Origin of the sequence: Streptomyces sp. NPDC002467 (assembly GCF_042889825.1) — a bacterium.
In the GTDB taxonomy this organism is placed as follows: Bacteria; Actinomycetota; Actinomycetes; order Streptomycetales; family Streptomycetaceae; genus Streptomyces.
This window is the reverse complement of sequence record NZ_JBIARJ010000024.1, coordinates 1-26,823: the sequence shown is the minus strand read 5'-3', so window position 1 is coordinate 26,823 and position 26,823 is coordinate 1. Positions and strand designations below refer to the sequence as shown.

The following is a 26,823-nucleotide window of genomic DNA, read 5'->3' as shown; positions in this document are numbered from 1 at the left end:
CGCCGGGGGCGCGCGCCCCCCGCCCCCGCCCCCCCCCCCCCCCCGCCCCCGGGGGCGGCCCCCCCGCCCCCCCCCGCCCCCGCCCCCCCCGCCCCGCCCCCCCCGCGCCCCCGCCCCTGTGTCGCGTGTGCGTGCGCCGTTCTAGATCCGCACCTGGACGGCGCGGGACAGGCGGTCGTGGAGGCCGCGGCCGTCGCGGTCCCAGATCAGCGCGGGGATGACCACGGCCAGCAGCAGCGTCCGCAGGATCACCCGCCCGACGCCGAGGCGGCCGCCGCTCTCCGAGACGACCCGCAGGCCCAGGAGCCGCTTGCCGGGGGTGAAGCCCACGGTGCCGACCGTCAGGATGCTCAGGAAGACGAACAGCGCGAGGGTCCAGTTGCCCGCCGTCGTCAGGTCGCCGCGGGTGATCAGCCCGTACGCGATGAGCTGGCAGCCGACCCAGTCCAGGGCCACGGCGCCCAGCCTGCGCCCGAACCGCGCCACCGAGCCGGGGCCCTCCTGCGGCAGCCCGAGCGCCTGGCCCGGATAGCCGAAGTCGACGCCCATCTCCTCGGCGGCCGCGCGGGGGCCGGAGAGCCAGGATCCGATTGCTTGCCTGTTGTCCACCCGACCACGGTACCGGTGGTGCTCCACGGGACTCCGAGCGGACCCTGGTTAACTTGAGCGAAACAAATGGGTCATGCTTGAGAAATCCCGTCTGCTTATGGTCGGGTCAGCGTGCGGCACCGCACTGACGCACCACGAGCTATAAACCCGCCCCTGCCCCGGGGTGGGAGTAGGAGGAGTTGGATGTTCCAGAACGCCGACGAAGTGAAGCAGTACATCGAGGAGAACGACGTCAAGTTCGTCGACGTCCGCTTCTGCGACCTGCCCGGTGTGATGCAGCACTTCACCATCCCGGCTCGGGCATTCGACCCGGCGGAGGAGCTCGCCTTCGACGGTTCGTCGATCCGCGGCTTCCAGGCCATCCACGAGTCCGACATGGCTCTGCGTGCCGACATCACCACCGCGCGTCTCGACCCGTTCCGCAAGGACAAGACGCTCAACATCAACTTCTTCATCCACGACCCGATCACGGGTGAGGCGTACAGCCGCGACCCGCGCAACATCGCGAAGAAGGCCGAGGCGTACCTCGCCTCCACCGGCATCGCCGACACCGCGTTCTTCGGCCCCGAGGCCGAGTTCTACATCTTCGACAGCGTGCGCTTCGCGACCACCGCGAACGAGGGCTTCTACCACATCGACTCCGAGGCCGGCGCCTGGAACACCGGTTCCACGGAGAACAACCGCGGTTACAAGGTCCCGATCAAGGGCGGTTACTTCCCCGTCGCCCCGGTCGACCACTTCGCCGACCTGCGCGCCGAGATCTCCCTGGAGCTCGACGCCCAGGGTCTCCAGGTCGAGCGCCAGCACCACGAGGTCGGCACCGGTGGCCAGGCCGAGATCAACTACAAGTTCAACACGCTGCTGGCCGCGGCCGACGACCTGATGCTCTTCAAGTACATCGTGAAGAACGTCGCCTGGCGCAACGGCAAGACCGCGACCTTCATGCCGAAGCCGATCTTCGGTGACAACGGCTCGGGCATGCACGTGCACCAGTCCCTGTGGGCCGGCGGCGAGCCGCTGTTCTACGACGAGGCCGGCTACGCGGGCCTGTCGGACACCGCGCGCTACTACATCGGCGGCATCCTCAAGCACGCCCCGTCGCTGCTGGCCTTCACCAACCCGACGGTGAACTCGTACCACCGCCTGGTCCCGGGCTTCGAGGCCCCGGTCAACATGGTGTACTCGCAGCGCAACCGCTCCGCCGCCATGCGCATCCCGATCACGGGCTCGAACCCGAAGGCCAAGCGCGTCGAGTTCCGCGCCCCGGACCCGTCGTCCAACCCGTACCTCGCCTTCGCGGCGCTGCTGCTCGCGGGCCTCGACGGTGTCAAGAACAAGATCGAGCCGATGGAGCCGATCGACAAGGACCTCTACGAGCTCTCGCCCGACGAGCACGCGAGCGTCCCGCAGGTCCCGACCAGCCTCGAGGACGTCCTCAAGGCGCTGGAGGCGGACCACGAGTACCTCCTCGCCGGCGGTGTCTTCACCCCCGACCTGATCGAGACCTGGATCGACTACAAGCGCACGAACGAGATCGCCCCGATCGCGCAGCGTCCGCACCCGCACGAGTTCGAGCTGTACTTCGACCTCTAAAGTGCCTGGTGAAAGGCCCCTCGCCGCTCTCTTCGGAGAGTGGCGGGGGGCCTTTCCGCTTTGACAGCCCGGCCGGGCAGGGCGAGGGTTGAAATGACCTTAAAGGCCCGATAAGCGACATGTTCGGAGGTGCATGGAGATGCGCCGTAGGATCGTTGCGGCAGCCATGGCGGGGGCTGCGGGAATCGTCATAGGGGTGCTCCCGGTGGCCAGTGCCTCGGCGTCGGCCCTCACGGGAGGCGGCGGGGGTGACGGGGGCTACGACTGCTGGCGCTACCCCTCCAACCGCTCGGACGCCAGGTGGGACTGGTGCTGCAACCGCGACTGGCGTGACCGGCCCAGCTGGTGCTGGGACAACGCCGGAGTCGGCGGCGACCGCGGCTACTGGCGTGACAGCAACTACTACGACTCCGGATGGCGCGACGGCAATTGGTACGACGCGAACTGGAACAACTCCGGCCGCGGTGACTGGGGCAACCGGAACGACGGGAACTGGAACGACGGCGGCAACTGGAACGACGGCGGCAACTGGAACCACGGTGGCGACGGCGGCAGCTGGAACGGCGGCGGCGGCGGTGGTGACGGCGGCAACTGGAACGGCGGCGGGGGTGGCGGCGGTGACGGTGGCAACTGGAACGGCGGCGGGGGTGGCGGCGGTGACGGTGGCAACTGGAACGGCGGCGGCGGCGGGGGCGGCGGCGGAGGCGGAGGCGGCTGGGGTGGCGGCGGCCGCTGAGCGGCCCTGACCCCCGACCCGCGTACGAACGGGCGCGATGCCCCTGCTCACCCTCCGTGGAGCAGGGGCATCGCGCCCGTCAGTTCGTGAAGGCAGCGGACGGCGAGTTCCGCGGGGGAACCGGGTCCCGAGACCGGGGCGTCGGTCGCCGACCACAGCTCCAGGGCGATGCGGATCGCGTCCGTGGACGCCGCCGCGAGGAGGCGTACGCCCATCTCGTCGGCCCCGTCGCCGGCCAGCCGGGCGATCACCGGGGCCAGTCGCTCCTCGGAGTCCTGGTTCACGCGGTACCAGACCGCGCGCAGCGCCTGGTCGTCGGCAGCCGCGCGCAGCAGGCCGCGGGTCACCTCCAGGCCCTCCTCCACGGCCGTCAGGTCGCTCAGCGCCCGGGTCACCGCCCGCTCCAGGGCTTCCGCGAGGGGGGTGCCCGGGTCCTCCTCCGCGAGCAGGGCGCGCCAGGCGTCGCCGCCGCCCGCGAGCAGCGGGGCCACGGCCTCCTGCTTGTTGCGGAAGTAGCGGTAGAAGGTGCGCAGCGCGACGCCCGCGTGATGGGCGATGTCCTCCGCGGTGGTGGCGTCGGGGCCGCGCTCGGCGAAGAGTTCGCAGGCCGCGCGGGCGATGTCGAGCTGGGTGGCGGCCTTGCGGCGCTCGGTCAGCGACTGGGCTCCGGGGCCGGCCTGGGGAGCGTACGGACGAGGGGATCTCACGGGTGAAGACTACCTGCCGCACGTCCCAGCGATTGCATGCTTTGACAGCCTGGCAAAACGTGCCATTTCTTCGGTACGCTCGTTCCATGAACCGTTACGAAGGACGTCGCGTCCTCATCACCGGCGGTGGCTCCGGCATCGGCCAGGCCTCCGTCCACCGCATCCTCTCCGAGGGCGGACGTGTCCACGCCGTGGACGTCAACGAGGCCGGCCTCAAGGCCACCGCCGAGCAGGCCGCCGCGGACGGCCGCGCCGACCGGCTGACCACCGCCGTCCTCGACATATCCGACGAGGGCTCGGTCAAGGCGGGCGTGGCCGCCGCCGTCGACGCGCTCGGCGGCGTCGACGTACTGGTCAACGCGGCGGGCATCCTGCGCTCCGCGCACACCCACCAGACCACGCTCGACTTCTGGAACAAGGTCATCGCGGTCAACCTGACCGGCACCTTCCTGATGATCCGCGAGTCGCTCCCGGCGCTCCTCGCGGGCGAGCAGCCGGTCGTGGTGAACTTCAGCTCCACCTCGGCGACCTTCGCGCACCCCTACATGTCCGCGTACGCGGCCAGCAAGGGCGGCATCCAGTCCATGACCCACGCGCTGGCCGCCGAGTACAGCAAGCAGGGCCTGCGTTTCGTGTCCGTCGCGCCCGGCTCCATCGAGAGCGGCATGACCACCGGCAACGGCCCCGGCCTGCCCGAGGACACCGACTGGTCGCTCTTCGCCAAGCTCGCCCCGGCCCTCGGCCAGGGCTTCGCCGGCCCGCAGACCGTGGCCGGCGTCGTCGCCATGCTGGGCTCCGAGGACGGCGCCTTCATCACCGGTACGGAGATCCGTATCGACGGCGGCACCCACTACTGACGGCCACTGCCGACGGCCACCACTGCCGGCCACTACGGCCTGAAGCGGTCCCAGAGCCGGGGGAAGCGCTCCGCGAGCACGGCTTCGTTCTCGAAGTCCAGCGGGGCGCCCCCCGGCTCTGCCGGTTGCACCGGAATGCCGAGATCGGGCGCCACCGCCCCGGTCAGTTGCTCGTACGCCTCGTCGGCCGCGTACCCCAGCTCCTCGCCGTCCCCGTCGATCTCCTCGTCGAAGTCGCCCAGGAGCTCCGCCAGCTGGTCCGGATCGTGCACCCCGCCCTCGAAGACCTCCCGCCCCTGGCCGATGAGCCAGCAGCGGAAGTAGTCGAACGCGTCGTCGCTCGCCCCGTCGAGCAGCACCCACGCCGCGCCCCACAGGTCCCAGGTGTAGGCCCTGTTGTACCTGGCCTCGAAGTGCCGGGCGAAGTCCAGGACGGAGTCCGGATCGAGTTGCGCGAGCCGCTCCACGAGCAGCTCGGCGTGCTCCTCGGGGTCGCCCTCGGCGGCCTCGCGGGTACGGTCGACGATCTCCCAGAACTCCGTCTCGTCCATCACGGTCCCAGCATCACGGGTCGACCCCCGCACCGCCACCGCGAGTACGGCCAAAGGCCGGTTGTCCCACCTTCTCGGCCGAACCCCGGGGCCCGGCACCCCACAAACGCCGCGAGGCGGCCCGCCCCCGAAGGGACGGGCCGCCTCACGGTCGGATCCGTACGGCTCAGAGGCCGTAGCGCTCCCGGGCCTCCTTGACGGCGGACGCCGGTACCTCGCCGCGGCGGGCGAGCTGGGCCAGCGAGGCCACCACGATGGACTGGGCGTCGACACCGAAGTGACGGCGGGCGCCCTCACGGGTGTCGGAGAGGCCGAAGCCGTCCGTGCCCAGCGAGGTGTAGTCCTGCTCGACCCACTGGCTGATCTGGTCCGGGACCTGACGCATCCAGTCGGACACCGCGAGGACCGGGCCCTGGGCGCCTTCCAGCGCGCGGGTGACGTACGGGGTGCGCACCTCGCCGCGCAGCAGCGCCTCGTCGCACTCCAGCGCTTCGCGGCGCAGCTCGCCCCACGAGGTCGCGGACCAGACGTCGGCGGAGACGTTCCACTCGGCGGCGAGCAGACGCTGGGCCTCCAGGACCCAGTGGATCGCCGTACCCGAGGCCATCAGCTGGATCTTCGGGGCGTCGGCGGCCGGGGCCGCCTCCAGGTCCGCCGCGGTGTTGAAGCGGTAGAGACCCTTGACGATGCCTTCCTCGACGCCCTCGGGCATCGCGGGCTGCACCTTCGGCTCGTTGTAGACCGTCAGGTAGTAGAAGACGTCCTCGGGCTGCTCGCCGTACATCCGGCGCAGACCGTCCTTGACGATGATCGCGATCTCGTACGCGAAGGCCGGGTCGTAGTTCAGCGACGCCGGGTTCGTGGACGCGATCAGGTGCGAGTGGCCGTCCGCGTGCTGCAGGCCCTCACCGGTCAGCGTGGTGCGACCGGCGGTGGCGCCGACGATGAAGCCCTTGCCGAGCTGGTCGGCGAGCTGCCACATCTGGTCGGCGGTGCGCTGCCAGCCGAACATCGAGTAGAAGATGTAGAACGGGATCATCGGCTCGCCGTGCGTCGCGTACGACGTGCAGGCGGCGATGAAGTCGGCCATGGCGCCGGCCTCGGTGATCCCCTCGTTGAGGATCTGGCCGTCCTTGGCTTCCTTGTAGTACATGAGCTGGTCGCGGTCGACCGGCTCGTACGTCTGGCCCAGCGGCGAGTAGATGCCGGCCGACGGGAAGAGGGACTCCATACCGAAGGTACGGGCCTCGTCCGGGACGATCGGGACCCAGCGCTTGCCGGTCTCCTTGTCGCGCATCAGGTCCTTGACGAGGCGGACGAAGGCCATGGTGGTGGCCATCTCCTGCTTGCCGGAACCCTTGATGAGCGGGGCGAAGGACCGGTCGGCCGGAGCCGGCAGGGCCACGTGGTGGACCTTGCGGGCCGGGGCGGGGCCGCCGAGGGCCGCACGGCGCTCGTTCAGGTACTGCACCTCGGGGCTGTTCGCGCCCGGGTGGCCGTACGGGACCTTGCCGTCGACGAAGGCGCTGTCCGGGATCGGGAGGCCAAGGAGGTCGCGCATGTCCTTGAACTCGTCGGTCGTCAGCTTCTTCATCTGGTGGTTCGCGTTCTTCGACTCGAACCCGGCACCCAGCGTGTAGCCCTTGACGGTCTGCGCGAGGATGACCGTCGGCGCGCCCTTGTGCTCCAGGGCGGCCTTGTACGCGGCGTACACCTTGCGGGGCTCGTGGCCGCCGCGGGAGGTGTGGAAGCACTCGGCGATCTTCGCGTCGGAGAGCAGGCCGCCGAGGGCGACGAGCTCGGCGTTGGCGCCGAAGAAGTGCTGACGGATGTAGGCCACGTCGCGGGTCGCGTACGTCTGGAACTGCGCGTCCGGTACCTCGCGCAGGCGGCGTACCAGGGCGCCCGTGGTGTCGAGCTGGAACAGCTCGTCCCAGGCGGAGCCCCACAGGGTCTTGATGACGTTCCAGCCGGCGCCGCGGAACTGGGCCTCCAGCTCCTGCACCACGCGGAAGTTGGCGCGGACCGGACCGTCGAGGCGCTGCAGGTTGCAGTTGATGACGAAGGTCAGGTTGTCGAGCTGCTCGCGGGAGGCGAGGGCCAGGGCGGCGGTCGACTCGGGCTCGTCCATCTCGCCGTCGCCGAGGAAGGCCCAGACGTGCGAGTTCGCGGTGTCCTTGATGTTCCGGTTCTGCAGGTAGCGGTTGAAGCGCGCCTGGTAGATCGCGGAGAGCGGGCCGAGGCCCATGGAGACCGTGGGGAACTCCCACAGCCACGGCAGGCGCCGCGGGTGCGGGTAGGACGGCAGGCCGTTGCCGCCGGACTCCTGGCGGAAGTTGTCGAGCTGCTGCTCGGAGACGCGTCCGTCGAGGAACGCGCGGGCGTAGATGCCGGGGGAGGCGTGGCCCTGGATGTAGAGCTGGTCGCCCGATCCGTCGGCCTCCTTCCCGCGGAAGAAGTGCTGGAAGCCGGTCTCGTAGAGCCATGCCGCCGAGGCGAAGGTGGCGATGTGGCCGCCGACGCCGTACTTGGAGCCGCGGGTCACCATGGCGGCCGCGTTCCAGCGGTTCCATGCGGTGATCTTGGCTTCCATCTCCTCGTCACCCGGGAACTCGGGCTCGGCGGAGGTGGGGATGGTGTTGACGTAGTCCGTCTCCAGCAGCTTGGGGAGCGCGAGGCCGGCGGCCTCGGCGTGCTGGAGGGTGCGACGCAGCAGGTATTCGGCCCGGCGTGTACCGGCGGCCTTGGCGACGGCGTCGAGAGAGGCCGCCCATTCGGCGGTCTCTTCGGTGTCGCGGTCCGGGAGCTGGTCGAGCTCGCTCGGAAGCTTTCCTACGGGGTCGGACATCGCTGTGCGCCGCCTTCCGGGTAATGGAGAGGTGGTGAAAAAATCCCTGACGGGCAGGACAGGGTCGTTGGACCTGGTTGAGGTCCGCGACGACTGTAAATCCCTGATCGATGATCGATCAAATAAATGTGACGAAGAAACGTCAGTGAGGCAAAAGTCGGCACCGGGTGCCAGGAAAGCGGGCACCCGGTGCCGGGTAAATCGGGGCAAAAGGTCCGGTCAGGCGCGCGGCGCGCACCCCAGGACATGTCGCTTCACGAGCAGTCCGATGTCCGGATCCTGGTTGCGGAACGCCTCCACGAGGGCCTCGTGCTCCTCCGCGTAGGACTTCTGGACGGTTCCCAGCCACCGGATGGACAGGGCCGTGAACACCTCGATGCCCAGGCTCTCCCAGGTGTGCAGCAGCACGCTGTTCCCGGCCGCCCGCACCATCTCCCGGTGGAAGCCCACCGTGTGCCGCACCTGCGCCGTGCCGTCCTCGCCGCGGTCGGCCTCCCACAGCGCCGCCACGTGCGGCTCCAGGGCCGAGCAGTCGGCCGCCAGCCGGGGCGCCGCCAGCTCGGCGGCGATCTGCTCCAGGCCCGCCCGGACCGGATAGATCTCCTCCAGGTCCGCGGCGGAGAGGTTCCGTACGCGCACGCCCTTGTTCGGCGCCGACTCGATCAGCCGCAGCGTCTCCAGCTCGCGCAGGGCCTCGCGCACCGGGGTCTGGCTGACTTCCAGTTCCACGGCGATGCGGCGCTCGACGATCCGCTCACCGGGCTTCCAGCGCCCGCTGACGATCCCCTCCACGATGTGCTCGCGGATCTGCTCGCGCAGCGAGTGCACGACGGGTGGGGTGATCATCGGGGCTTCAACTCCTGAGGGGTGTGCAGGAACGTGCGGGGCCTGATGCGTAGACAATACGGCGGCGCGCGCGAACACGAAGCGTTCCAGGTGGCGGGCGCCGGGTGAGGCTGGTTACAGGCGGTCCGCCGGACACCCCCTAAGCGCCCAGGGTACGACGACGGCGCCCCCGCCCGGGAGTTACCGGGCGGGGGCGCCGTACGCGACAGCTGGTGCCGAGGAGAGCCTTACAGGCCGAGCTCGACCTCGAACTCGCCGGCCTCCAGGATGGCCTTGACGGCCGAGAGGTACCGGGCCGCGTCCGCGCCGTCCACCAGGCGGTGGTCGTAGGACAGGGTCAGGTACGTCATGTCGCGGACGCCGATGACGGTGCCCTCGGGGGTCTCGATGACCACCGGGCGCTTGACCGTGGCACCGATGCCGAGGATGGCGACCTGGTTCGGCGGCACGATGACCGTGTCGAACAGGGCGCCGCGCGAACCGGTGTTGCTGATGGTGAAGGTCGCGCCCGACAGCTCGTCCGGCGTGATCTTGTTGCCGCGGACCTTGGCGGCCAGATCGGCGGTCGCCTTGGAGATGCCCGCCAGGTTGAGGTCACCGGCACCCTTGATGACCGGGGTCATCAGGCCCTTCTCGGAGTCCACGGCGATGCCGATGTTCTCCGAGGCGAAGTAGGTGATGGTGCCCTCGTCGTCGTTGATCCGGGCGTTGACGACCGCGTGGGCCTTCAGCGCCTGGGCAGCGGCCTTGACGAAGAACGGCATCGGGGACAGCTTGACGCCCTCGCGGGCGAGGAAGCCGGCCTTGGCCTTCTCGCGCAGCTTCATGATCTTGGTGATGTCCACCTCGACCACGGAGCTGAGCTGCGCCTGCGAGTGCAGGGCCTTCATCATGTTGTCGCCGATGACCTTGCGCATGCGGGTCATCTTGACCGTCTGACCGCGCAGCTCGGAGACCGCGGCGGCCGGAGCCTTCGCGGCCGGAGCGGCGGCGGCCGGAGCCGGGGCGGCGGCGGCCTTGGCGGCCTCGGCGGCGGCCAGGACGTCCTGCTTGCGGATACGGCCACCGACGCCGGTGCCCGTGACCGTGTTCAGGTTGACGCCGGACTCCGAGGCGAGCTTGCGCACCAGCGGGGTCACGTACGCGCCCTCGTCACCGGCGGAAACCGGGGCGGCGGGGGTGGCGGGGGCGACCGGAGCCGGAGCGGCGACCGGGGCCGGAGCGGCCACGGGGGCCGGAGCGGCGACCGGGGCGGCCGGGGCGACCGGAGCCGGAGCGGCCTGGACCGGAGCCGGAGCGGCGACCGGGGCGGCCGGGGCGGCCGGGGCGACCGGAGCCGGAGCGGCGGCGGCAGGGGCGGCGGCCGGAGCCGCGCCCGCGACACCGATGACGGCCAGACGGGCGCCGACCTCGGCGGTCTCGTCCTCGCCGACCAGGATCTCCAGCAGGGTGCCGGAGACCGGGGCGGGGATCTCGGTGTCGACCTTGTCGGTCGAGACCTCCAGCAGCGGCTCGTCGGCCTCGACCGACTCGCCGACGGCCTTCAGCCAGCGGGTGACGGTGCCCTCGGTGACGGACTCGCCCAGCGCGGGCAGCACGACATCCGTGCCGGACGCTGCCGGGGCAGCGGCGGCCGGGGCGGCCTCGGCGACCGGGGCGGGGGCCGCGGGGGCCTCCACGACCGGAGCCGGAGCGGCCGGAGCGGCAGCGGCCGGCTCGGCGGCCGGAGCCGCGGCAGCCGCCGGGGCGCCGGAGCCGTCGTCGATGACGGCCAGCTCGGCGCCGACCTCGACGGTCTCGTCCTCGGCGACCTTGATGGACGCCAGGATGCCGGACACGGGGGACGGGATCTCGGTGTCGACCTTGTCGGTCGAGACCTCGAGCAGCGGCTCGTCAGCCTCGACGCGCTCGCCCTCGGCCTTCAGCCAGCGGGTGACAGTTCCCTCGGTGACGCTCTCGCCGAGCGCCGGAAGGGTTACGGAAACCGACATGGTTTCTGTTGCTCCTTACGAAAGTGCGGAAGTGGTCGTCGCGCCCGTGACGATTAGTCGTGTGCGTGCAGCGGCTTGCCGGCCAGCGCGAGGTGGGCCTCGCCCATGGCCTCGTTCTGCGTCGGGTGCGCGTGGATGAGCTGCGCGACCTCGGCCGGCAGGGCTTCCCAGTTGTAGATCAGCTGGGCCTCGCCGACCTGCTCGCCCATCCGGTCACCGACCATGTGGACGCCGACCACGGCACCGTCCTTGACCTGGACGAGCTTGATCTCGCCCGAGGTCTTCAGGATCTTGCTCTTGCCGTTGCCCGCAAGGTTGTACTTCAGCGCCACGACCTTGTCCGCGCCGTAGATCTCCTTGGCCTTGGCCTCGGTGATGCCGACGGAAGCGACCTCGGGGTGGCAGTAGGTGACGCGCGGGACACCGTCGTAGTCGATCGGGACGGCCTTCAGGCCGGCCAGACGCTCCGCGACCAGGATGCCCTCGGCGAAGCCGACGTGCGCGAGCTGGAGGGTCGGGACGAGGTCACCGACGGCCGAGATGGTCGGCACGTTGGTCTGCATGTACTCGTCGACCAGGACGTAGCCGCGGTCCATCGCGACGCCCTGCTCCTCGTAGCCCAGGCCCTGGGAGACCGGACCGCGACCGACGGCGACCAGCAGCACCTCGGCCTCGAAGGTCTTGCCGTCGGCCAGCGTGACGCGCACGCCGTTCTCGGTGTACTCGGCCTTGTCGAAGAAGGTGCCGAGGTTGAACTTGATGCCGCGCTTGCGGAACGCGCGCTCCAGCAGCTTCGAGCTGTTCTCGTCCTCGACCGGCACGAGGTGCTTGAGGCCCTCGATGACGGTGACCTCGGAACCGAAGGACTTCCACGCCGAGGCGAACTCGACGCCGATGACGCCGCCGCCCAGCACGATCGCCGACTCGGGGACGCGGTCCAGGACCAGCGCGTGGTCGGAGGAGATGATGCGGTTGCCGTCGATCTCCAGGCCCGGCAGCGACTTCGGCACGGAGCCGGTCGCCAGCAGGACGTGGCGGCCCTGGATGCGCTGACCGTTCACGTCGACGGAAGTCGGGGAGGAGAGGCGACCCTCACCCTCGATGTAGGTCACCTTGCGGGAGGCCACAAGACCCTGCAGGCCCTTGTACAGGCCCGCGATGATCTCGTCCTTGTACTTGTGGACACCCGCGATGTCGATGCCCTCGAAGGTGGTCTTCACGCCGAACTGGGCGCCTTCGCGCGCCTGGTCCGCGATCTCGCCCGCGTGCAGCAGAGCCTTCGTGGGGATGCAGCCGTTGTGCAGGCAGGTGCCGCCGAGCTTGTTCTTCTCGATCAGGGCAACGTCCAGACCCAGCTGGGATGCGCGCAGCGCCGCGGCGTAACCGCCACTGCCACCGCCGAGGATCACTAGGTCGAAAACGGTGCTGGCGTCGTTCGCCACGTCACGTCCTCCATGCATGTGCGCCGGGCACCGGTCCTCTGTGACCGGGCGGCGGCTGGTATACGGCCGCTTGTTTCTTCGGCCCTGTGGTGGGGGCCCTGTCCTGCCGAGAACCCATCTTCGCATTTGTCGGGGGAACGCGGGACGCCGGGCCCGGCAAGTGGCAGGTCGTTCTGTCCGAAGTGAGGGTTACCGCTGCGTAGAAACCTACGGATTTCGTTGTGAGTGAACACACCCCGGGCCTCGACCGGTGTTCGATCAAGGCCCGGGGTGCTGTGCGTCACACGGACGCGTTCACATCAGGTGCGACGGGGCCGCTTCAGCCCAGGTCGCCCGTGGCGGTGCGCTCGGCCAGACGCACCAGGGTGCGGACGGCCGAACCGGTGCCGCCCTTGGGGGTGTAGCCGTGCGGCGCGCCCTCGTGGAAGGCGGGACCGGCGATGTCGAGGTGGGCCCAGGTGATGCCCTCGCCGACGAACTCCTGGAGGAAGAGGCCGGCCACCAGGCCGCCGCCCATGCGGACACCCATGTTCGCGATGTCGGCGGTGGGGGAGTCCATGGTCTTGCGCAGCTCGGCGGGGAGCGGCATCGGCCAGGAGGACTCGCCGACCTCTTCCGCGATCTCGTGGATCGAGGTGCGGAAGGAGTCGTCGTTCGCCATGATCCCGAAGGTGCGGTCGCCGAGGGCGAGCACCATGGCGCCGGTCAGGGTGGCGACGTCGACGATCGCGTCCGGGTTGTCCTCGGAGGCCTTGGTCAGCGCGTCGCCCAGGACCAGACGGCCCTCGGCGTCCGTGTTGAGGACCTCGACGGTCTTGCCGCTGTACATGCGCAGCACGTCACCGGGCTTGGTGGCCGAGCCCGACGGCATGTTCTCGGCGAGCGCGAGCCAGCCGGTGACGTTGACCTTGAGGCCCAGCTTCGCGGCCGCGACGACGGAGGCGAAGACGGCGGCGGCGCCGGCCATGTCGCACTTCATCGTCTCGTTGTGGCCGGCCGGCTTCAGGGAGATGCCGCCCGAGTCGTAGGTGATGCCCTTGCCGACGTAGGCCAGGCTCTTCTCCGCCTTGGGGTGCGTGTAGGAGAGCTTCACCAGGCGCGGCAGGTTCTCGGAGCCCTTGCCGACGCCCATGATGCCGCCGTAGCCGCCCTTGAGCAGCGCCTTCTCGTCGAGCACCTGGACCTTGATGCCGTTCTCCTTCGCGGTCGCGGACGCGACGGCGGCGAAGGCCTCCGGGGTGAGGTCGTTCGGCGGGGTGTTGACCAGGTCGCGGGCGACGTTGACCTCGGTCGCGACGACCGTGGCGCGCTCGACGGCGGCCTTGTGGTCCTTGTCGCGCGGCTTGGCGCCCAGCAGGGCGACCTCGGCGAGCGGCAGCTTCGGGCCGCTGTTCTTCGTGGCCTTCTTCTCGCCGCCCTGGTAGGCGGTGAACGCGTACGCGCCCAGCAGCGCGCCCTCGGCCACCGCGGTGACCGCGGAGGCGTCTTCGAGGGGAAGGGCGAAGCCGGCCTTCTTGTTGCCGTGCAGCGCGCGGGCGGCGGCACCGGCGGCGCGGCGCAGCACCTCCTCGTCGAACGACTCGTCCTTGTCGGGGACGGAGCCGAGCCCGACCGCCAGCACGACCGGGACCTTGAGACCCGCGGGCGCCGGCAGCTTGGTGGTCTCGCCTTCGGCACCGGTGGCGCCGAGCGCTTCGAGCACGGCGGAGAGCTTTCCGTCGTACGCCTTGTCCACGGCCTCGGCTCCGGCGGTCACGACCGGGCCCTTCGGGCCCTTCGCCACGCCGACCACAAGGGCGTCGGCGCGCAGCGTCGCAGCGCCGGCAGTGCTGAGAGTCAGAGCAGTCACGGTGGTGAAGTCTCGCTTCCGTTTGTATGTGTGGGCCGAAGGGGTGGACGGCCATCCGTGGCGATCGTATTCGGGCCCGACGGCCGCCAGAAATGAGCCTACGCGCAGTGACTGATCCGTACGTCACTCGAAGGTTTGTCAAGTTGTTCGATCGTCGGGCCGCGAGGTTCACCCATCTGTGGACTCTGCCCCAGGTTTGCCCCGTCGACCTGACGAGGTCCGAGAGACTCGGTCCACTCTCGCAAGGGGACGTGGGGTCCCTTTGCATGATTTCCACAGTGCCTCCCCGGCCCGGCCATCCGCCACGGGCCGCTGTCGAGGGATGCCTGCGGGGGGAAAGGCCGAAATGGTCAAAAAGAACCGGATGAACAGGGCCGCCGCCGTCATGGCCGCCGCGGCGCTGGTGTCCGTGGCAGTGCCCGCCGCGTCCGCCCAGGCGGCGACGGCCCCGCGCATCGACCTGAAGGTGCTCGTCGTCGACGACGGCGGCAGCTCGGTCGAGGCCATCACCGCGGAGCTCCGCGACACCGGGGTCCCGTACACCCGCGTCCAGCTGGGCGCCCCCGGCCGACCGGTCATCGACGCCGCGTTCCTCAGCGACACGGTCGACGGCCGGCCGCGCGCGAAGTACCAGGGCGTGGTCCTGCCGAACGAGAACCCCTTCGGCGAGGGCTCGGCCGAGATGGCCGCGCTCGGCGCGTACGAGACGACGTACGGGATCCGCCAGGTCGACGCCTACACCTGGGCCCACCCCGGCGTCGGCCTCGAATACACCGACAACGGCGGGTACAGCGGCCAGCTCGACGGCACCAAGGCCGCGGTCACCGCCGCCGGCAAGTCGGGCCCCTTCGGCTACCTCGGCGGCCAGGTCACCTTCGAGGACAACTCGGCGCTCGTCCCCGAGAGCTACGGCTTCATGGGCAAGCCCCGCGCCGGATACACCAGTTACCTCGACGCCCCGGTCGGCTCCGGCCGCGCCTCGCTCGTCGGCGAGTACACCCACGACGGGCGCAGCGAACTGGTCGTCACCTTCGGCTACAACCAGTACCAGCAGCAGTTCCGGCTGCTGGCCCGCGGCATCGTCGACTGGCTCACCCAGGGCGTCCACCTCGGCCAGAGCCGCAACTACTTCGCGGTCCACGTCGACGACGTCTTCGCCCCGGACGCCCGCTGGAGCAAGGACCTGAACTGCACGCCCGGCGACTACGCCTGCGCGGGCGGCGAGGGCAAGGAGAGCACCATCCGGATGACCGCCGCCGACGCCGTGTACGCGGCGCAGTGGCAGACGTCCAAGAACTTCAAGCTCGACATGCTCTTCAACGCGGGAGCGGGCGAGGAGTGGAAGGCCGAGAACGGCGGCACCGACGCCCTCACGGCCCAGCTCGTCGCCGACCGGGCCAAGTACCGCTGGATGAACCACACGTACACGCACCCCTTCCTCGGCTGCGTCCAGGACACCACCACCTCGCCCTGGACCTGCGTCAAGGACGCCAACGGCGCCGTCAAGTACATGAGCCGCGCCGAGATCTCCGCCCAGATCCGCGACAACAACAACTGGGCCGCGGCCAAGGGCATCACCACCGACCGGACCGAGATCGTCACCGGCGAGCACTCCGGCCTGAAGACCGCCCCGCAGCAGCCCCAGGACAACCCCAACCTGGCGGGCGCCTTCGCCGACAACGGCATCAAGTGGGCGGGCAGCGACAACTCCCGCGAACCCGCGCAGCGGCCGGTCGGCGCGGCCCTGACCGTGCCCCGCCACCCGATGAACGTGTACTACAACACGGGCACCAACGCCGAGATGGCCGACGAGTACAACTGGATCTACGGCAGCCGCGCCAACGGCGGCAGCGGGATCTGCGAGGACAACCCGGCGACCTCCACCTGCCTGCCGGCGGCCCTCGACGTCAACACCGGCTACCTGGACTACATCGTCCCGCAGGAGGCCCGCACCGCCCTGCGCCACGTCCTGGCCAACGACCCGCGCCCGCACTACGTCCACCAGTCCAACCTCGCCGAGGACCGCACCCTCTACCCGGTGCTCAACCAGGTCCTCGACACCTACCGGACGCTCTACGCGCCCAGCGCGCCGATCGTCAACCAGAGCATGAAGGACACCGGCGTAGAGCTCGGCCGCCGTGCCGCCTGGGACAACGCGATCGCCAACAACCAGGTCACCGCCTACCGCATCGGCGCCGCCGTCACCGTCAAGGCGCCCGCCGGGGTCCTCGCCCCGGTCACCGCCCCCAACGGCACCAAGAAGCAACTGCTCCTCGGCACGGCCGACTTCGGCACCGCCTACGCGGGCAGCCGCTCCACCTGGACCGGACCGGAACTGCTCCAGAGCAGCGTCACCCTCCGACTGCCCAGCTGACCGACCGCGGTCCCGCGCGACCGCGAGCCGCACGGCCGCGGTCCGCGCGACCACGAGCCGTACCGAGCGACACGAGCGCCGGCGCTCCGCGAACCCACGGGCGCCGGCCCCTTTTCCGTCCTGGGGGGACACACCGCATGAGCCATGGGCGTCATGTCACCATGCTCACCGAAGGCACCTACCCGCACGTCCACGGGGGCGTCAGCACCTGGTGCGACCAACTGGTACGAGGAATGCCCGAGGTCGACTTCAACGTCATAGCCCTCACCGGCTCCGGACGGGAGCCGGTCACCTGGGAACTGCCGCGCAACGTCTACCGGCACACCGCCGTCCCGCTCTGGGGACCCGCCCGGTCGAGCGGTCTGCGCGGCCGCCGGACGGCCCTGCGGGGCAGGGCCCACCGCCGCTTCACCGAGGTCTACGAAACCTTCCTGCTGTCGCTGCTCGACCCCTCCCACGGCGGATTCTCGGAGGCCCTGCGCGAACTGGCCCTCCTCGCCCGGGCCGGCAAACTCGCCCCCGCCCTGCGCTCCGAATCCGTCCTGCGCCTCCTGACGGACGTCTGGACCCGGCCGGCCCTGACCACCGCCGAGGCCCGGCCCACCCTCCACGACGCGCTCACCGCCACCGACCTGCTGGAGCACGCACTGCGCCCGCTCGCCGTGCGGATCCCGCCCGACAGCGTCGCCCACGCCGTCAGCAGCGGCCTCGCCACCCTCCCGGCGCTCGCCGCCAAACACCTCGACAAGGTGCCCTTCCTCCTCACCGAGCACGGCATCTACCTGCGCGAGCGCTACCTCGGCTACCGCAGCGCCGAGCAGCGCTGGCCCGTGAAGTCCCTCATGCTCGGCTTCTACCGCGAGCTCAACACCGAGGGCTACCGGCAGGCCGACCTGATCACCCCCTGCAACCAGTACAACCGCCGCTGGGAGGAGCGCGGAGGCGCCGACGCGGACCGCATCCGCACCGTCTACAACGGCGTCGACCCGCACCTCTTCCCCGACGCCGGCCCCGAACCCGAGGTGCCCACCCTCAGCTGGTGCGGCCGCATCGACCCCATCAAGGACCTCGAAACCCTCGTCCGGGCCTACGCCTTCATGCGCGAGGAACTCCCCGCCCTGCGGCTGCGCCTCTTCGGCCCCGTCCCGGCCGGCTGCGAGGAGTACCGGCTCCGCCTGGAGAAGCTCGCCGCCGAACTCGGCGTCGCCGACGGGATCACCTTCGAGGGCCGCATCGACAAGGTCGCCGAGGCCTACGCCGCCGGCTCCGTCGTCATGCTCTCCTCCATCAGCGAGGGCTTCCCCTTCAGCATCATCGAGGCCATGTCCTGCGGCCGCACCACCGTCTCCACCGACGTCGGCGGGGTCCGCGAGGCGGTCGGGGACACCGGCCTCGTCGTCCCGCCCCGCGAGCCCGAGACCATGGCCCGCGCCACCCTCGCCCTGCTCCGCGACGACGAACGCCGCGCGGAACTCGGCCGGATGTCCCGCAGGCGCGTCGTCGACAAGTTCACCCTCCACCAGTCCGTGGACGGCTTCCGGCACATCTACCGGGAACTCGCCGGCCAGCCCGTCCTGCCCGTCGAACCGGGTGACACCTGGACCCAGCGCCTCGCGGACCCCTGGTACCGCGAACTCGCCGCCGACGGGAGCACGTGGTGAGCGGATCCCTCTGGCTCAAGCAGCCCGGCCCCGGCGGGGCCGACCGCCCCGCCGGACCGTCCGGCCGCCGCCTGATCGTCTCCGGCGCGGCCGCCGCCGCGGACGCCCTGCCCGCGATCCCGCGACCCCGCGGCGAAGGCCCCGCGGCCGCCGACCCGATGGACGAACTCGCCGCCCGCCTCGACGGGCTCGTCGCCGCCGCCGTGCACCCCGACGAGATCGCCGCCGTCCTCGAATCCGACGGCATGACCGACGAGCACATCCGCCTGACCTACGGCCGCCACGACTCCTTCGCCCTGGCCGAGGAGCTCTACGCCCGGGTACCCCGCTCCTTCCCCGAACCCGAGAGCACCCCCGATCCCTGGAAGGCCTCCCTCACCGCCTGCCTGCTCCGCGGGGTGATCTTCGCCCTGCCCGGGCTCGCCTACGTCCTCGGCGCGCCCCTGCTCGAAGGCCCGCAGGACCGCCTCGGACTGCCCGCCGGAACCCTGACCCTGCTGGCCGGCGCGCTCATCGGCTGGGTCTGGGACCAGACCCTCTCCCACCGCGCCTACTCCTGGCTCGGCCTCGGCGACCGAGCCGCGGCCGGCCGGACCCTGCTCGTCGGCGCCCCCGCCGGCTCCCTGCTCGGCACCGCCGCCGCCCTCGCCGTGCCCGGCGGGCCGCCGTTCTCGTACGCCTTCGCCGCCGGACAGGCCCTGTACGTCGGCGCCGCCACCGTCCTGCTCGTCCTCGGCCGGGAACGGGTGCTGCTCGCCGCGCTCGGCCCGATGGCCGCCGGGGCCGTGCTCGCGCTCTTCGTCGAGCTGCCCGTGCCGGTCCGCGTGGCCCTGCTCGTGGTGTCCCTGCTGGCCGCCTGCACCCTGGCCGTACGGGAACTCCCGCTCGCGGAAGGCCTGCGGGCCGGCGCCCGCCGGATCAGGGGCCGGGTGCGGCCCAGGCCCGGCGGGGGACCGGTGAGCTGGCGGATGCTGCGGGGCGCCGAGGAGGAGTACGGGCCCCGCGGACCCCGGCTCGGGGACTCCGTCCCGTACGGGGTCTTCGGCCTCGGAACCGGACTGCTCGTGCTGTACGCCGCCCTCGGCGAGGTCCTCGCCGGCGGGCCCGCCGAAGCCGTGGCCGCACCCTCCGCGGTGGCCCTCACGCTCAGCATGGGCCCCGCCGAATGGCTGCTGTACCGCTTCCGCAGCGGCAGCCTCGCCGGACTGCGGGCCGCCCGCTCCGCCGACGCGTTCCGGCGGCGGATGCTGACCACCCTGGCCGGCTGCCTCGCCGCCTACCTGACGGTGCTGCTCGCCCTCGGGCTGGCCGGAACCCTGCTCTGGCCCGGCGCGCCCGCGCTCACCGGGCTCCGCGCGGCCACCCTGCTGCTGCTCGGCGCCGTGATGTGGACCGGGCTGCTCCTGCAGTCCTTCGGCGCGGTCCGGCCCGCCGCCGTGGTCTGCGCCTCGGCGGCCGTCGCGCAGAGCATGGCCCTGCTGGCCGGGGTGGGCCAGCCACGGCTCGTACAACTGGTGGTGGCGGGCGCCGCGGCGAGCGTGCTCGCGGCCCTGGTCTGCCTGCTGCTGGGCCGTGCGACGGCGCACCGATGACGGAGGAGCGCGAGATGACGGTGGAGCGCGAGATGGCGGTGGACAAGGAGATGACGACCGAGGAGAAGGACCCCATGCTGCTGGTACCGCTCTACGAGCACCCCGCCGACCGGCCCGAGGACTGGGAGCGGCTCATCCGCTGCGCGGGCCGCTTGCACTCGGTGGTGCTCAACCCCGACAGCGGACCGGGCGACGCCCCCGACGAGCGGTTCGCACTCGTCGCCGGGCGGCTGCGCGAGGCCGGTGTCCCCTTGCTCGGGTACGTCGACACCGACTACGGGCGGCGCCCGCACGCGGCCGTGGTGCGGGACCTGCTGCGCCACCGCGACTGGTACGCCACCGACGGCGCCTTCCTCGACCAGGTCTGCTCCGGCCCGGAACGGCTCGACCACTACGGCCGGCTCGCCGTCGCGGCCCGGGCGGCGGGGGCCCGGACGCTCGTCCTGAACCACGGGGTCCACCCGCACCCCGGCTACGCCGAACTCGCCGACCTGCTCGTCACCTTCGAGGGCCCCTGGGACGTCTACCGGGACGCCGTCGACGCCCCCGCCTGGATCGCGGACCACCCGGCCGGGCGGTTCTGCCACCTCGTCTACGCCGTCCCGCCGGGGGCACCGGCCGCCGAACTCGCGGCGCAGCGCGGGGCCGGCGTCCACTGCGCGGTCCCCGGCACGGGCCCGCACCCGTGGGGATCCCTCCCGTACGCCCTGGAGGCAACGGCATGAGGGCGCCCCTGCGCGCCGCCCTGCCGGCAGCCCTCCTGCTCCTGGTGGCGGCCTGCACGTCGTCCACGCCCCCGGAGGAGGAGGAACCGGTCCCCGACCAGGCCCCGGGGGAGCGCTGGCAGCCCCGCCCGGGGACCGCCTGGCAGTGGCAGCTCTCGGGGAAGCTCGACACCTCGGTGAAGGCGCCGGTGTACGACGTGGACGGCTTCGACACCACGAAGCAGCAGGTCGCCGCGCTCAAGGCGGCGGGTCGGCGCACGATCTGCTACCTCTCCACCGGCGCCTGGGAGGACTTCCGCCCTGACGCGGAGGCGTTCCCGAAGTCGATGCTGGGCCGGGGCAACGGCTGGGAGGGCGAACGCTGGCTGGACATCCGCCGGGTGGCGGAGCTGGAACCGCTGATCGCGAAACGGTTCGACATGTGCCGGGAGAAGGGCTTCGACGCGGTGGAGCCGGACAACATGGACGGCTACCGCAACACGACGGGCTTCCCCCTCACGGCGGCCGACCAGCTCCGGTACAACCGGCTGATCGCGAAGCTGGCGCACGACCGGGGGATGGCGGTGGGCCTGAAGAACGACCTGGACCAGATCCCGGAGCTGGTGGGCGAGTTCGACTTCGCGGTGAACGAGCAGTGCGCGGAGTACTCGGAGTGCGAGCGGCTGACCCCCTTCGTGGAGGCGGGGAAGGCGGTGTTCCACGCGGAGTACGAACTCCCGCCGGCGCGCTTCTGCGAGGGCTCGCGCGCATTGAAGCTGAGCTCCATGCAGAAACACCTCGACCTGGACGCCTGGCGCCGCCCCTGCTGACCCCGCACCGTTGCCGGGCTCCGCCCGACCTGGTCCTCAAACGCCGGACGGGCTGAATGCGCCTCCGGCGGCGCCTCAAACGCCGGCGGGGCTGGATTCGGCTGCTGCCGTCCGCCAGGTGCGGGCAATCCAGCCCCGCCGGCGTTTGAGGCGCGGGGGTCTGGGGGCGGAGCCCCCGGGACGGGTCCGGGCGGAGCCCGGGGAACGGAGGAGGGACGGGTAGGGGACGGGCCCCGCGCAGCGGCCCGCAGCCCCCGCCCCGGTAGGCGCGGCCGGAGCCGTCAGGTCGGGAGGATCGCGTGGACGCGGTAGCCGCCGCCGAAGCGGGGCCCCGAGAAGCAGGACCCGCCCAGGGCGGTGGCACGCTCCCGCATCCCGAGCAGCCCGTGCCCCCCACCGGAGGCAACGGCCCCGCCCGCCCCCACACAAGGCTCGCCGCCGTCGTCCAGGACCGTGACCTCCACCGACGGACCCACCCGGACCACGCTGACCTCCGCCTTCGCCCCCGCCCCGGCGTGCTTGCGGACGTTCGTCAGGGCCTCCTGGATCACCCGGTACGCCGCCAGGTCCACCGCCACCGGCAGCGGCTCCGCGCCCCGGTCCCCGCCGAGTTCGACCATCACCCGTACCGGAAGCCCCGCGTGCCGGAAGGTGTCCGCGAGTTCGTCGAGGACGGCCAGCCCCGGCGCCGGTTCCGTCGGCGCCTCCGGGTCACCGGACTGCCGCAGCAGCCCCACCGTGGCCCGCAGTTCGTTCAGCGCGGAGCGACTGGCGTCCCGTACGTGCGCGAGGGCCTCCTTCGCCTGGTCCGGCCGCTTGTCCATGACGTGCGCGGCCACCCCCGCCTGCACGTTGACCAGCGCGATGTGGTGGGCGACCACGTCGTGGAGGTCCCGCGCGATCCGCAGCCGCTCCTCCGCGACCCGCCGCCGGGCCTCCTCCTCGCGGGTCCGCTCGGCCCGCTCGGCCCGTTCCCGTATGGCGTCGACGAAGGCCCGCCGGCTGCGCACCGCGTCACCGGCCGCCGCGGCCATCCCGGTCCAGGCGAAGATGCCGATGTTCTCCTGCGCGTACCAGGGCATCGGCCCGGCGAGCATGGCCACGCCCGTCAGCCCCGCCATGGTGAGCAGTCCGACCTTCCAGGTCGTGGGCCGGTCGGTGAGCGCGGCGACCGTGTAGAGGGAGATCACCGCGGACATCGCGACGGGCGCCCGCGGCTCCCCGGTGGTCAGCTCCAGCAGCGTCAGCCCGCAGGTGACGGCGAGCACCTCGCGCGGATGGCGCCGCCGGAACACCAGGGCGACCGCGCCGAGCAGCATCAGCAGCAGCGAGAACGGCTCGGGGGTGCGCGTGCCGAAGGTGGGCTGGCCGTGCGGGCCGTGCGGATCGGCGAAGGACCCCACGACCATGGCGACGAACGCCCCGAAGGCCAGCACGGCGTCGGTGGCGAGCGGATGGGCGCGCATCCACTTCCGGGAGGACGCGAGGGGCCCGAGGTGTGTCGTCACGGGAAGACACGGTACGGCGTCCCAGGCCGGAGTCGTCCCCGGCCGACAGGCCCTAGGGAGGCGGCCCCCTAGGGAGGCGGCCGCACGCCCAGCGGCATCCGGGAGCGGGCCGGGCCCCACTTCGCGCGGACCACGCACACGGCCATGACCGCGGCGATGGCCGCCAGGTGCTCCTTGCCCGCCAGGTTGTCCTTGATCAGGATCTCCCCGATCATCACGAGGATCACCAGGGCCCCGGTCAGGTACGCCCGGTAGCGCCAGCAGACGTAGATGGCGAGTCCCACCACCGCCGCCGAGGGGCCGGTGTCGTTGACGATCCGGTCGGACACGGGCAGGCCGAAGGGGTGGTGGGGGCCGAGCGAGAGCCCGATCCGCGCGTAGGTGGTCCCGGCGAGCGTGGCCACGTAACCGATCAACAGCGTGCGCCACCAGCCGATGCAGATCTCCGAGATCCCGAAGACGATCAGGATCTGCGCCAGCGCCCCCCACACCGGCAGGTCCAGCGCCGGGACGAACAGCGAGAGCGGGGTCCGCAGCACCGCCAGCCACAGCGGGTCGACGGCCTTGACCGAGCCGAGGTTCTGGACGGGCTGGAAGCCCCAGTGGGTGTTCTGCACGACCTGGAACGCGGAGGTGAGACAGACCGCTCCGATCGTCATCGGGATCGCTCGCCACTTGTCGCGGACGAGCGCGTCCCGGACGGTCCCGAGCAGGGGCCCCCACTCACGGCTCGCGAACTGCCGGAGTGGGGATGTGGTCCGCGCTGTCAACGGCGGGTCTCCAGGTGTCTGCGGTGCAGCCACTTCGGAAGGCCGGGGGCCTCCAGGAAGCCCTCGGCCCGGCCCGCCGCGATGCCGATCCGCAGCAGGTCCGAACTCTTCTCGAAGAGCATGAACCGCGGTTCCCAGATCGGCCGGTATTTGGCGTTGGCCCGGTAGAGGGACTCGATCTGCCACCAGCGGGAGAAGAAGCTCAGCAGCGAGCGCCACATGCGCAGCACCGGACCGGCGCCGAGCTTGGAGCCGCGCTCGAAGACGGACCGGAACATCGCGAAGTTCAACGAGACCTGGGTGACCCCGATCTCCTTGGAGCGTTCCAGGAGTTCGATGACCATGAACTCCATCAGACCGTTCTCGGAATCCCGGTCGCGGCGCATCAGGTCCAGCGACAGGCCCTTGGGTCCCCACGGTACGAAGGACAGCACGGCCCGCAGTTCGCCGTCGCCGTCGGTGCACTCCAGCATCACGCACTGGCCGTCGCCGGGATCGCCCAGCCGGCCCAGAGCCATGGAGAAGCCGCGCTCGGTCGCGCCGTCGCGCCAGTCGTCGGCGCGCAGCAGCAGGACGTCCATCTCCTCGACCGGGATGTCGGCGTGGCGGCGGATGCGGACCGTGTACCCGGCCCGCTTGACGCGGTTGTACGCCTGGCGGACGGTCCGCATCGCGCGGCCCTCCAGGGTGAACTCGGCGGTCTCCACGATCGCCTCGTCGCCCAGCTCCAGCGCGTCCAGTCCGTGCCGGGCGTAGATCTGCCCGGCCTCCTCGCTCGCGCCCATCACGGCCGGTACCCAGCCGTGCTCGCGGGCCTCGGCCAGCCACGGTTCGATGGCGCCGGGCCAGGCCTCGGGGTCGCCGATGGGGTCGCCGGAGGCCAGCGAGACCCCGCCGACGACGCGGTAGGTGACGGCGGCCTTGCCGGTGGGGGACCAGACGACGGACTTCTCGCGGCGCAGCGCGAAGTAGCCGAGGGAGTCCCGGTCGCCCTGCCGGGCGAGGAGCGCACGGAGCCGTTCCTCGTCCTCCTCGGTGATCGGGTCGACGGCGCGGCGGGAGCGGAAGGCGGCGAACAGCACGGCGACCAGCAGCAGCATCGACATCACGTTGATGGTGACGTTGACCCAGGCGGGCGTGCTGATCTCGTGGGCGATCTTGGCCTGCGGCTCCAGGGTGATCAGCCGCATCACGCCGTACTGCCAGCGGTCGCGGAAGGTCGCGTCGGCGCTGTACTGGGCGGTGTTGGTCGCGCCGACGAGCAGGGCCGCGACCAGCGAGGTGGCCAGCAGGCCGATGGCGGCGACGGCGGTGGCGAGCGCGGGGTTGGAACGGTCGCCGCGGGCGTAGAACTCGCGGCGGCCCAGCAGCAGGGCGCCGACGAAGAGCGCCGTCACCCCGAGCGAGATCCAGTTCTGGGTGTGCTCGCGGATCTCCTCGTACCGGTACAGGGCCTGCGCGAGGAGCAGCGCCAGCAGGCCGCCGAGCGCGAGGTTGAGGATCCAGGAGGCGCGCTTGCGGCGGCCGAGGGTGACGGCGAGCATCAGGGTGAAGAGCCCGGACGCGAAGCCCGCGGTGAGCATGTACGGGGTGTAGAAGTCCTCGGCGTTGTGGTTGCGCAGGTCCTGCCCGAGCGAAACCCACACGGCGCTGAGGAAGTTGACGAAGGCAACCGTGCGCAGGTACCAGATCGCGAAGGCCGCGCCGCGCCGTGAGCGCGCGTCGCCCTTCTCGTTCCCCCTGTCGCCCCCCTTGTCGCCCTTGTCGGACTCCCGGCCGGTTTCCCGGCCGGCCCCCGCCGACTTGCCGGCGGGCGCGCCGCCGGTCTCTTTCCTGCCGGATGACGGAACGTTCGCCGGTGCGGCGCCACGGTCGGTCTCTGCGCTGGTCAAACGGACCTCTCCCATAAAAACCGATCATATGGGGCATAGCCGCCCATTCTTGGGCGGCTCCGGGGCGTGGCCTGGTCAGGGCCGCGGCCCCCGGCGCCTTATTCCGCCGACTCCTGCGGCGCCCGCTCCGGGAGGTCCGCCGCGAGCGCGGCAGCCGCCTGGACCAGGGGAAGAGCCAGCAAAGCCCCGGTGCCCTCGCCCACTGTGACGCCGTGGTCGAGCAGGGGGTTGAGTGCCATCCGGTCCAGGGCCTTCGCCTGGCCCGGCTCGCCGCTCGCCTGACCGGCCAGCCACCAGTCGGGCGCCCGGAACGCGGCCCGCTGGGCCACCAGTCCGCAGGCCGCCGAGACGACCCCGTCGAGGATGACGGGCGTACGGCGCACGGCGCACTGGAGCAGGAAACCGGTGATGGCGGCCACGTCGGCACCGCCGACCGCGGCCAGCAGCGCGACCTGGTCGCCGAGGACCGGGCGGGCCCGGCGCAGCGAGTCGCGGATCGCCGCACACTTGCGCATCCACGCCAGGTCGTCGATGGGCATCCCGCCGCGGCCGGTGACCACGGAGGCGTCGGTGCCGCACAGCGCGGCGACGAGGGTGGCGGCGACCGTGGTCCCGCCGACGCTGAGGTCCCCGAGCACGACCAGATCCGTACCGGAGTCCGCCTCCTCGTCGGCGATCCGCACCCCGAGCAGCAGCGCGGCCTCCGCCTCCTCGGCCGTCAGCGCGTCCTCCACGTCGATCCGGCCGCTGCCGCGCCGCACCCGGTGGCGGACCACGTCCTCGGGCAACAGCTCCGGGTCGCAGTCGAGCCCGGCGTCGACGACGCGCACGCCCGCCCCGAGCCGGCCCGCCAGGACGGAAACGGGGCTGGTCCCGTCGAGCACGCCCCGCACCAGCTCGTGGGTGGTGCCGGCGGCACGGGCGGAGACGCCCTGAGAGGCGATCCCGTGGTCGGCGGCGAACAGCACCACGCGCGGGCGCTCGATCGGCCTGACCGGCACCTGCCCCTGCGCGGCGGCGAGCCACTCGGCGAGCTCGTCGAGCCGGCCCAGCGCGCCCGGCGGCACGGCGAGGCGCTCACGGCGTTCCTCGGCATCACGCCGGACGCCCCCGTCGGGGCGCTCGATCAGATCGGAGAAGTCGTCGAGATTCAGCGTGCTCATCTGCCAGAGAGTACAGCCGGTGAGGCTCACCCTCAGGGGGTGTCCCGCCGACCCCGTTTCCCCGGCCCGCTTCCCCACCCCCGACACCGGACCCACCGTCAACTCCGCCCCGCCTGACTGCCGCCGTCCGTGCCCCTGGGTGCGCGCGGGTGCCCCGGCAGGGCGGCCCCACTTGGCACTCCCGCGCCGTCGGGGTCGGGTGTGCGGTGGGGCGCCCCCGCAGGGCGTCGAACGAAACCCGCTCCACTTACCGGTACCGCACCCCGTTCGACGCCCGAGGAGGTGCCCCGGCGCGCGCCC

At 71.7% G+C, this 26,823-nt stretch carries 20 protein-coding genes; 8 read left to right on the top strand and 12 right to left on the bottom strand.

What is annotated here, in order from left to right:
• Nucleotides 1–141: 141 nt before the first annotated feature.
• Nucleotides 142–609, bottom strand: a complete 468-nt coding sequence (locus ACFYYJ_RS35510) for an RDD family protein (protein ID WP_385132610.1) — start codon at nt 607–609, stop codon at nt 142–144.
• Nucleotides 610–792: 183 nt separating this feature from the next.
• On the opposite strand from ACFYYJ_RS35510, the gene glnA reads away from it, so the two are divergent.
• On the top strand, nt 793–2,202 hold the full coding sequence (gene glnA, locus ACFYYJ_RS35505) for a type I glutamate--ammonia ligase (protein ID WP_384594230.1): 1,410 nt from the start codon (nt 793–795) through the stop codon (nt 2,200–2,202).
• A gap of 166 nt (nt 2,203–2,368) precedes the next feature.
• Nucleotides 2,369–2,938 carry a hypothetical protein gene (locus ACFYYJ_RS35500; RefSeq protein WP_389138312.1) on the top strand — a complete coding sequence of 190 codons (570 nt, stop codon included), beginning with the start codon at nt 2,369–2,371 and terminating at the stop codon, nt 2,936–2,938.
• 47 nt (nt 2,939–2,985) lie between these two features.
• Here the strand turns inward: ACFYYJ_RS35500 and ACFYYJ_RS35495 are convergent, their stop codons facing one another.
• Nucleotides 2,986–3,645, bottom strand: a complete 660-nt coding sequence (locus tag ACFYYJ_RS35495) for a TetR family transcriptional regulator (RefSeq protein WP_385366531.1) — start codon at nt 3,643–3,645, stop codon at nt 2,986–2,988.
• A gap of 86 nt (nt 3,646–3,731) precedes the next feature.
• Between ACFYYJ_RS35495 and ACFYYJ_RS35490 the strand changes: the two genes are divergently transcribed.
• On the top strand, nt 3,732–4,502 hold the full coding sequence (locus tag ACFYYJ_RS35490) for an SDR family NAD(P)-dependent oxidoreductase (RefSeq protein ID WP_385366532.1): 771 nt from the start codon (nt 3,732–3,734) through the stop codon (nt 4,500–4,502).
• A 32-nt stretch (nt 4,503–4,534) separates the two neighbouring features.
• On the opposite strand, the gene ACFYYJ_RS35485 is transcribed toward ACFYYJ_RS35490, so the two are convergent.
• From ACFYYJ_RS35485 to ACFYYJ_RS35460, 6 genes are all read right to left on the bottom strand, one after another.
• Nucleotides 4,535–5,053 carry a DUF4240 domain-containing protein gene (locus ACFYYJ_RS35485; protein ID WP_384594255.1) on the bottom strand — a complete coding sequence of 173 codons (519 nt, stop codon included), beginning with the start codon at nt 5,051–5,053 and terminating at the stop codon, nt 4,535–4,537.
• Nucleotides 5,054–5,219: 166 nt separating this feature from the next.
• Nucleotides 5,220–7,901 carry a pyruvate dehydrogenase (acetyl-transferring), homodimeric type gene (gene aceE, locus ACFYYJ_RS35480; protein ID WP_385366533.1) on the bottom strand — a complete coding sequence of 894 codons (2,682 nt, stop codon included), beginning with the start codon at nt 7,899–7,901 and terminating at the stop codon, nt 5,220–5,222.
• Between the two features lie 219 nt (nt 7,902–8,120).
• On the bottom strand, nt 8,121–8,744 hold the full coding sequence (locus ACFYYJ_RS35475; RefSeq protein WP_385366534.1) for a GntR family transcriptional regulator: 624 nt from the start codon (nt 8,742–8,744) through the stop codon (nt 8,121–8,123).
• Nucleotides 8,745–8,974: 230 nt separating this feature from the next.
• A complete protein-coding gene (gene sucB / locus ACFYYJ_RS35470) occupies nt 8,975–10,738 on the bottom strand; it encodes a 2-oxoglutarate dehydrogenase, E2 component, dihydrolipoamide succinyltransferase (protein WP_389138308.1) in 1,764 nt (587 codons plus the stop codon).
• A gap of 53 nt (nt 10,739–10,791) precedes the next feature.
• A complete protein-coding gene (gene lpdA / locus ACFYYJ_RS35465; protein WP_360902425.1) occupies nt 10,792–12,180 on the bottom strand; it encodes a dihydrolipoyl dehydrogenase in 1,389 nt (462 codons plus the stop codon).
• Nucleotides 12,181–12,499: 319 nt separating this feature from the next.
• Nucleotides 12,500–14,029 (bottom strand): leucyl aminopeptidase, encoded by a 1,530-nt coding sequence (locus ACFYYJ_RS35460; protein WP_385132593.1) that lies wholly within the window; start codon nt 14,027–14,029, stop codon nt 12,500–12,502.
• A gap of 346 nt (nt 14,030–14,375) precedes the next feature.
• On the opposite strand from ACFYYJ_RS35460, the gene ACFYYJ_RS35455 reads away from it, so the two are divergent.
• The 5 genes from ACFYYJ_RS35455 (at nt 14,376) to ACFYYJ_RS35435 (ending at nt 21,190) form a co-directional block, all read left to right on the top strand.
• Entirely contained in the window at nt 14,376–16,403 is a 2,028-nt protein-coding gene (locus ACFYYJ_RS35455) for a hypothetical protein (protein WP_389138305.1), read from the top strand.
• A gap of 137 nt (nt 16,404–16,540) precedes the next feature.
• Nucleotides 16,541–18,064 (top strand): GT4 family glycosyltransferase PelF, encoded by a 1,524-nt coding sequence (gene pelF / locus ACFYYJ_RS35450; protein WP_385132590.1) that lies wholly within the window; start codon nt 16,541–16,543, stop codon nt 18,062–18,064.
• The gene (locus ACFYYJ_RS35445) at nt 18,061–19,656 is read left to right on the top strand and encodes a hypothetical protein (protein ID WP_389138303.1); all 1,596 of its coding nucleotides are present in this window, start codon (nt 18,061–18,063) and stop codon (nt 19,654–19,656) included. Before pelF ends, ACFYYJ_RS35445 begins: the two co-directional genes overlap by 4 nt.
• A 74-nt stretch (nt 19,657–19,730) precedes the next feature.
• The gene (locus ACFYYJ_RS35440; protein WP_389138489.1) at nt 19,731–20,381 is read left to right on the top strand and encodes a spherulation-specific family 4 protein; all 651 of its coding nucleotides are present in this window, start codon (nt 19,731–19,733) and stop codon (nt 20,379–20,381) included.
• Nucleotides 20,378–21,190 (top strand): endo alpha-1,4 polygalactosaminidase, encoded by an 813-nt coding sequence (locus ACFYYJ_RS35435; protein WP_389138301.1) that lies wholly within the window; start codon nt 20,378–20,380, stop codon nt 21,188–21,190. The genes ACFYYJ_RS35440 and ACFYYJ_RS35435 overlap by 4 nt, the downstream gene beginning before the upstream one ends.
• A gap of 281 nt (nt 21,191–21,471) precedes the next feature.
• On the opposite strand, the gene ACFYYJ_RS35430 is transcribed toward ACFYYJ_RS35435, so the two are convergent.
• The 4 genes from ACFYYJ_RS35430 to cobT all read right to left on the bottom strand — a co-directional run bounded on the left by ACFYYJ_RS35430 (nt 21,472) and on the right by cobT (nt 26,523).
• Nucleotides 21,472–22,656, bottom strand: a complete 1,185-nt coding sequence (locus ACFYYJ_RS35430) for a sensor histidine kinase (RefSeq protein WP_389138486.1) — start codon at nt 22,654–22,656, stop codon at nt 21,472–21,474.
• Nucleotides 22,657–22,766: 110 nt separating this feature from the next.
• Nucleotides 22,767–23,357, bottom strand: coding sequence for a hypothetical protein (locus ACFYYJ_RS35425; RefSeq protein WP_385134078.1), 591 nt, complete (start codon nt 23,355–23,357; stop codon nt 22,767–22,769).
• Nucleotides 23,358–23,464: 107 nt separating this feature from the next.
• Entirely contained in the window at nt 23,465–25,159 is a 1,695-nt protein-coding gene (locus tag ACFYYJ_RS35420) for a phosphatidylglycerol lysyltransferase domain-containing protein (protein ID WP_389138483.1), read from the bottom strand.
• A gap of 299 nt (nt 25,160–25,458) precedes the next feature.
• Nucleotides 25,459–26,523: a nicotinate-nucleotide--dimethylbenzimidazole phosphoribosyltransferase gene (gene cobT / locus ACFYYJ_RS35415; protein ID WP_384758583.1), complete on the bottom strand. Its 1,065-nt coding sequence runs from the start codon at nt 26,521–26,523 to the stop codon at nt 25,459–25,461.
• Between the last annotated feature and the right edge of the window lie 300 nt (nt 26,524–26,823).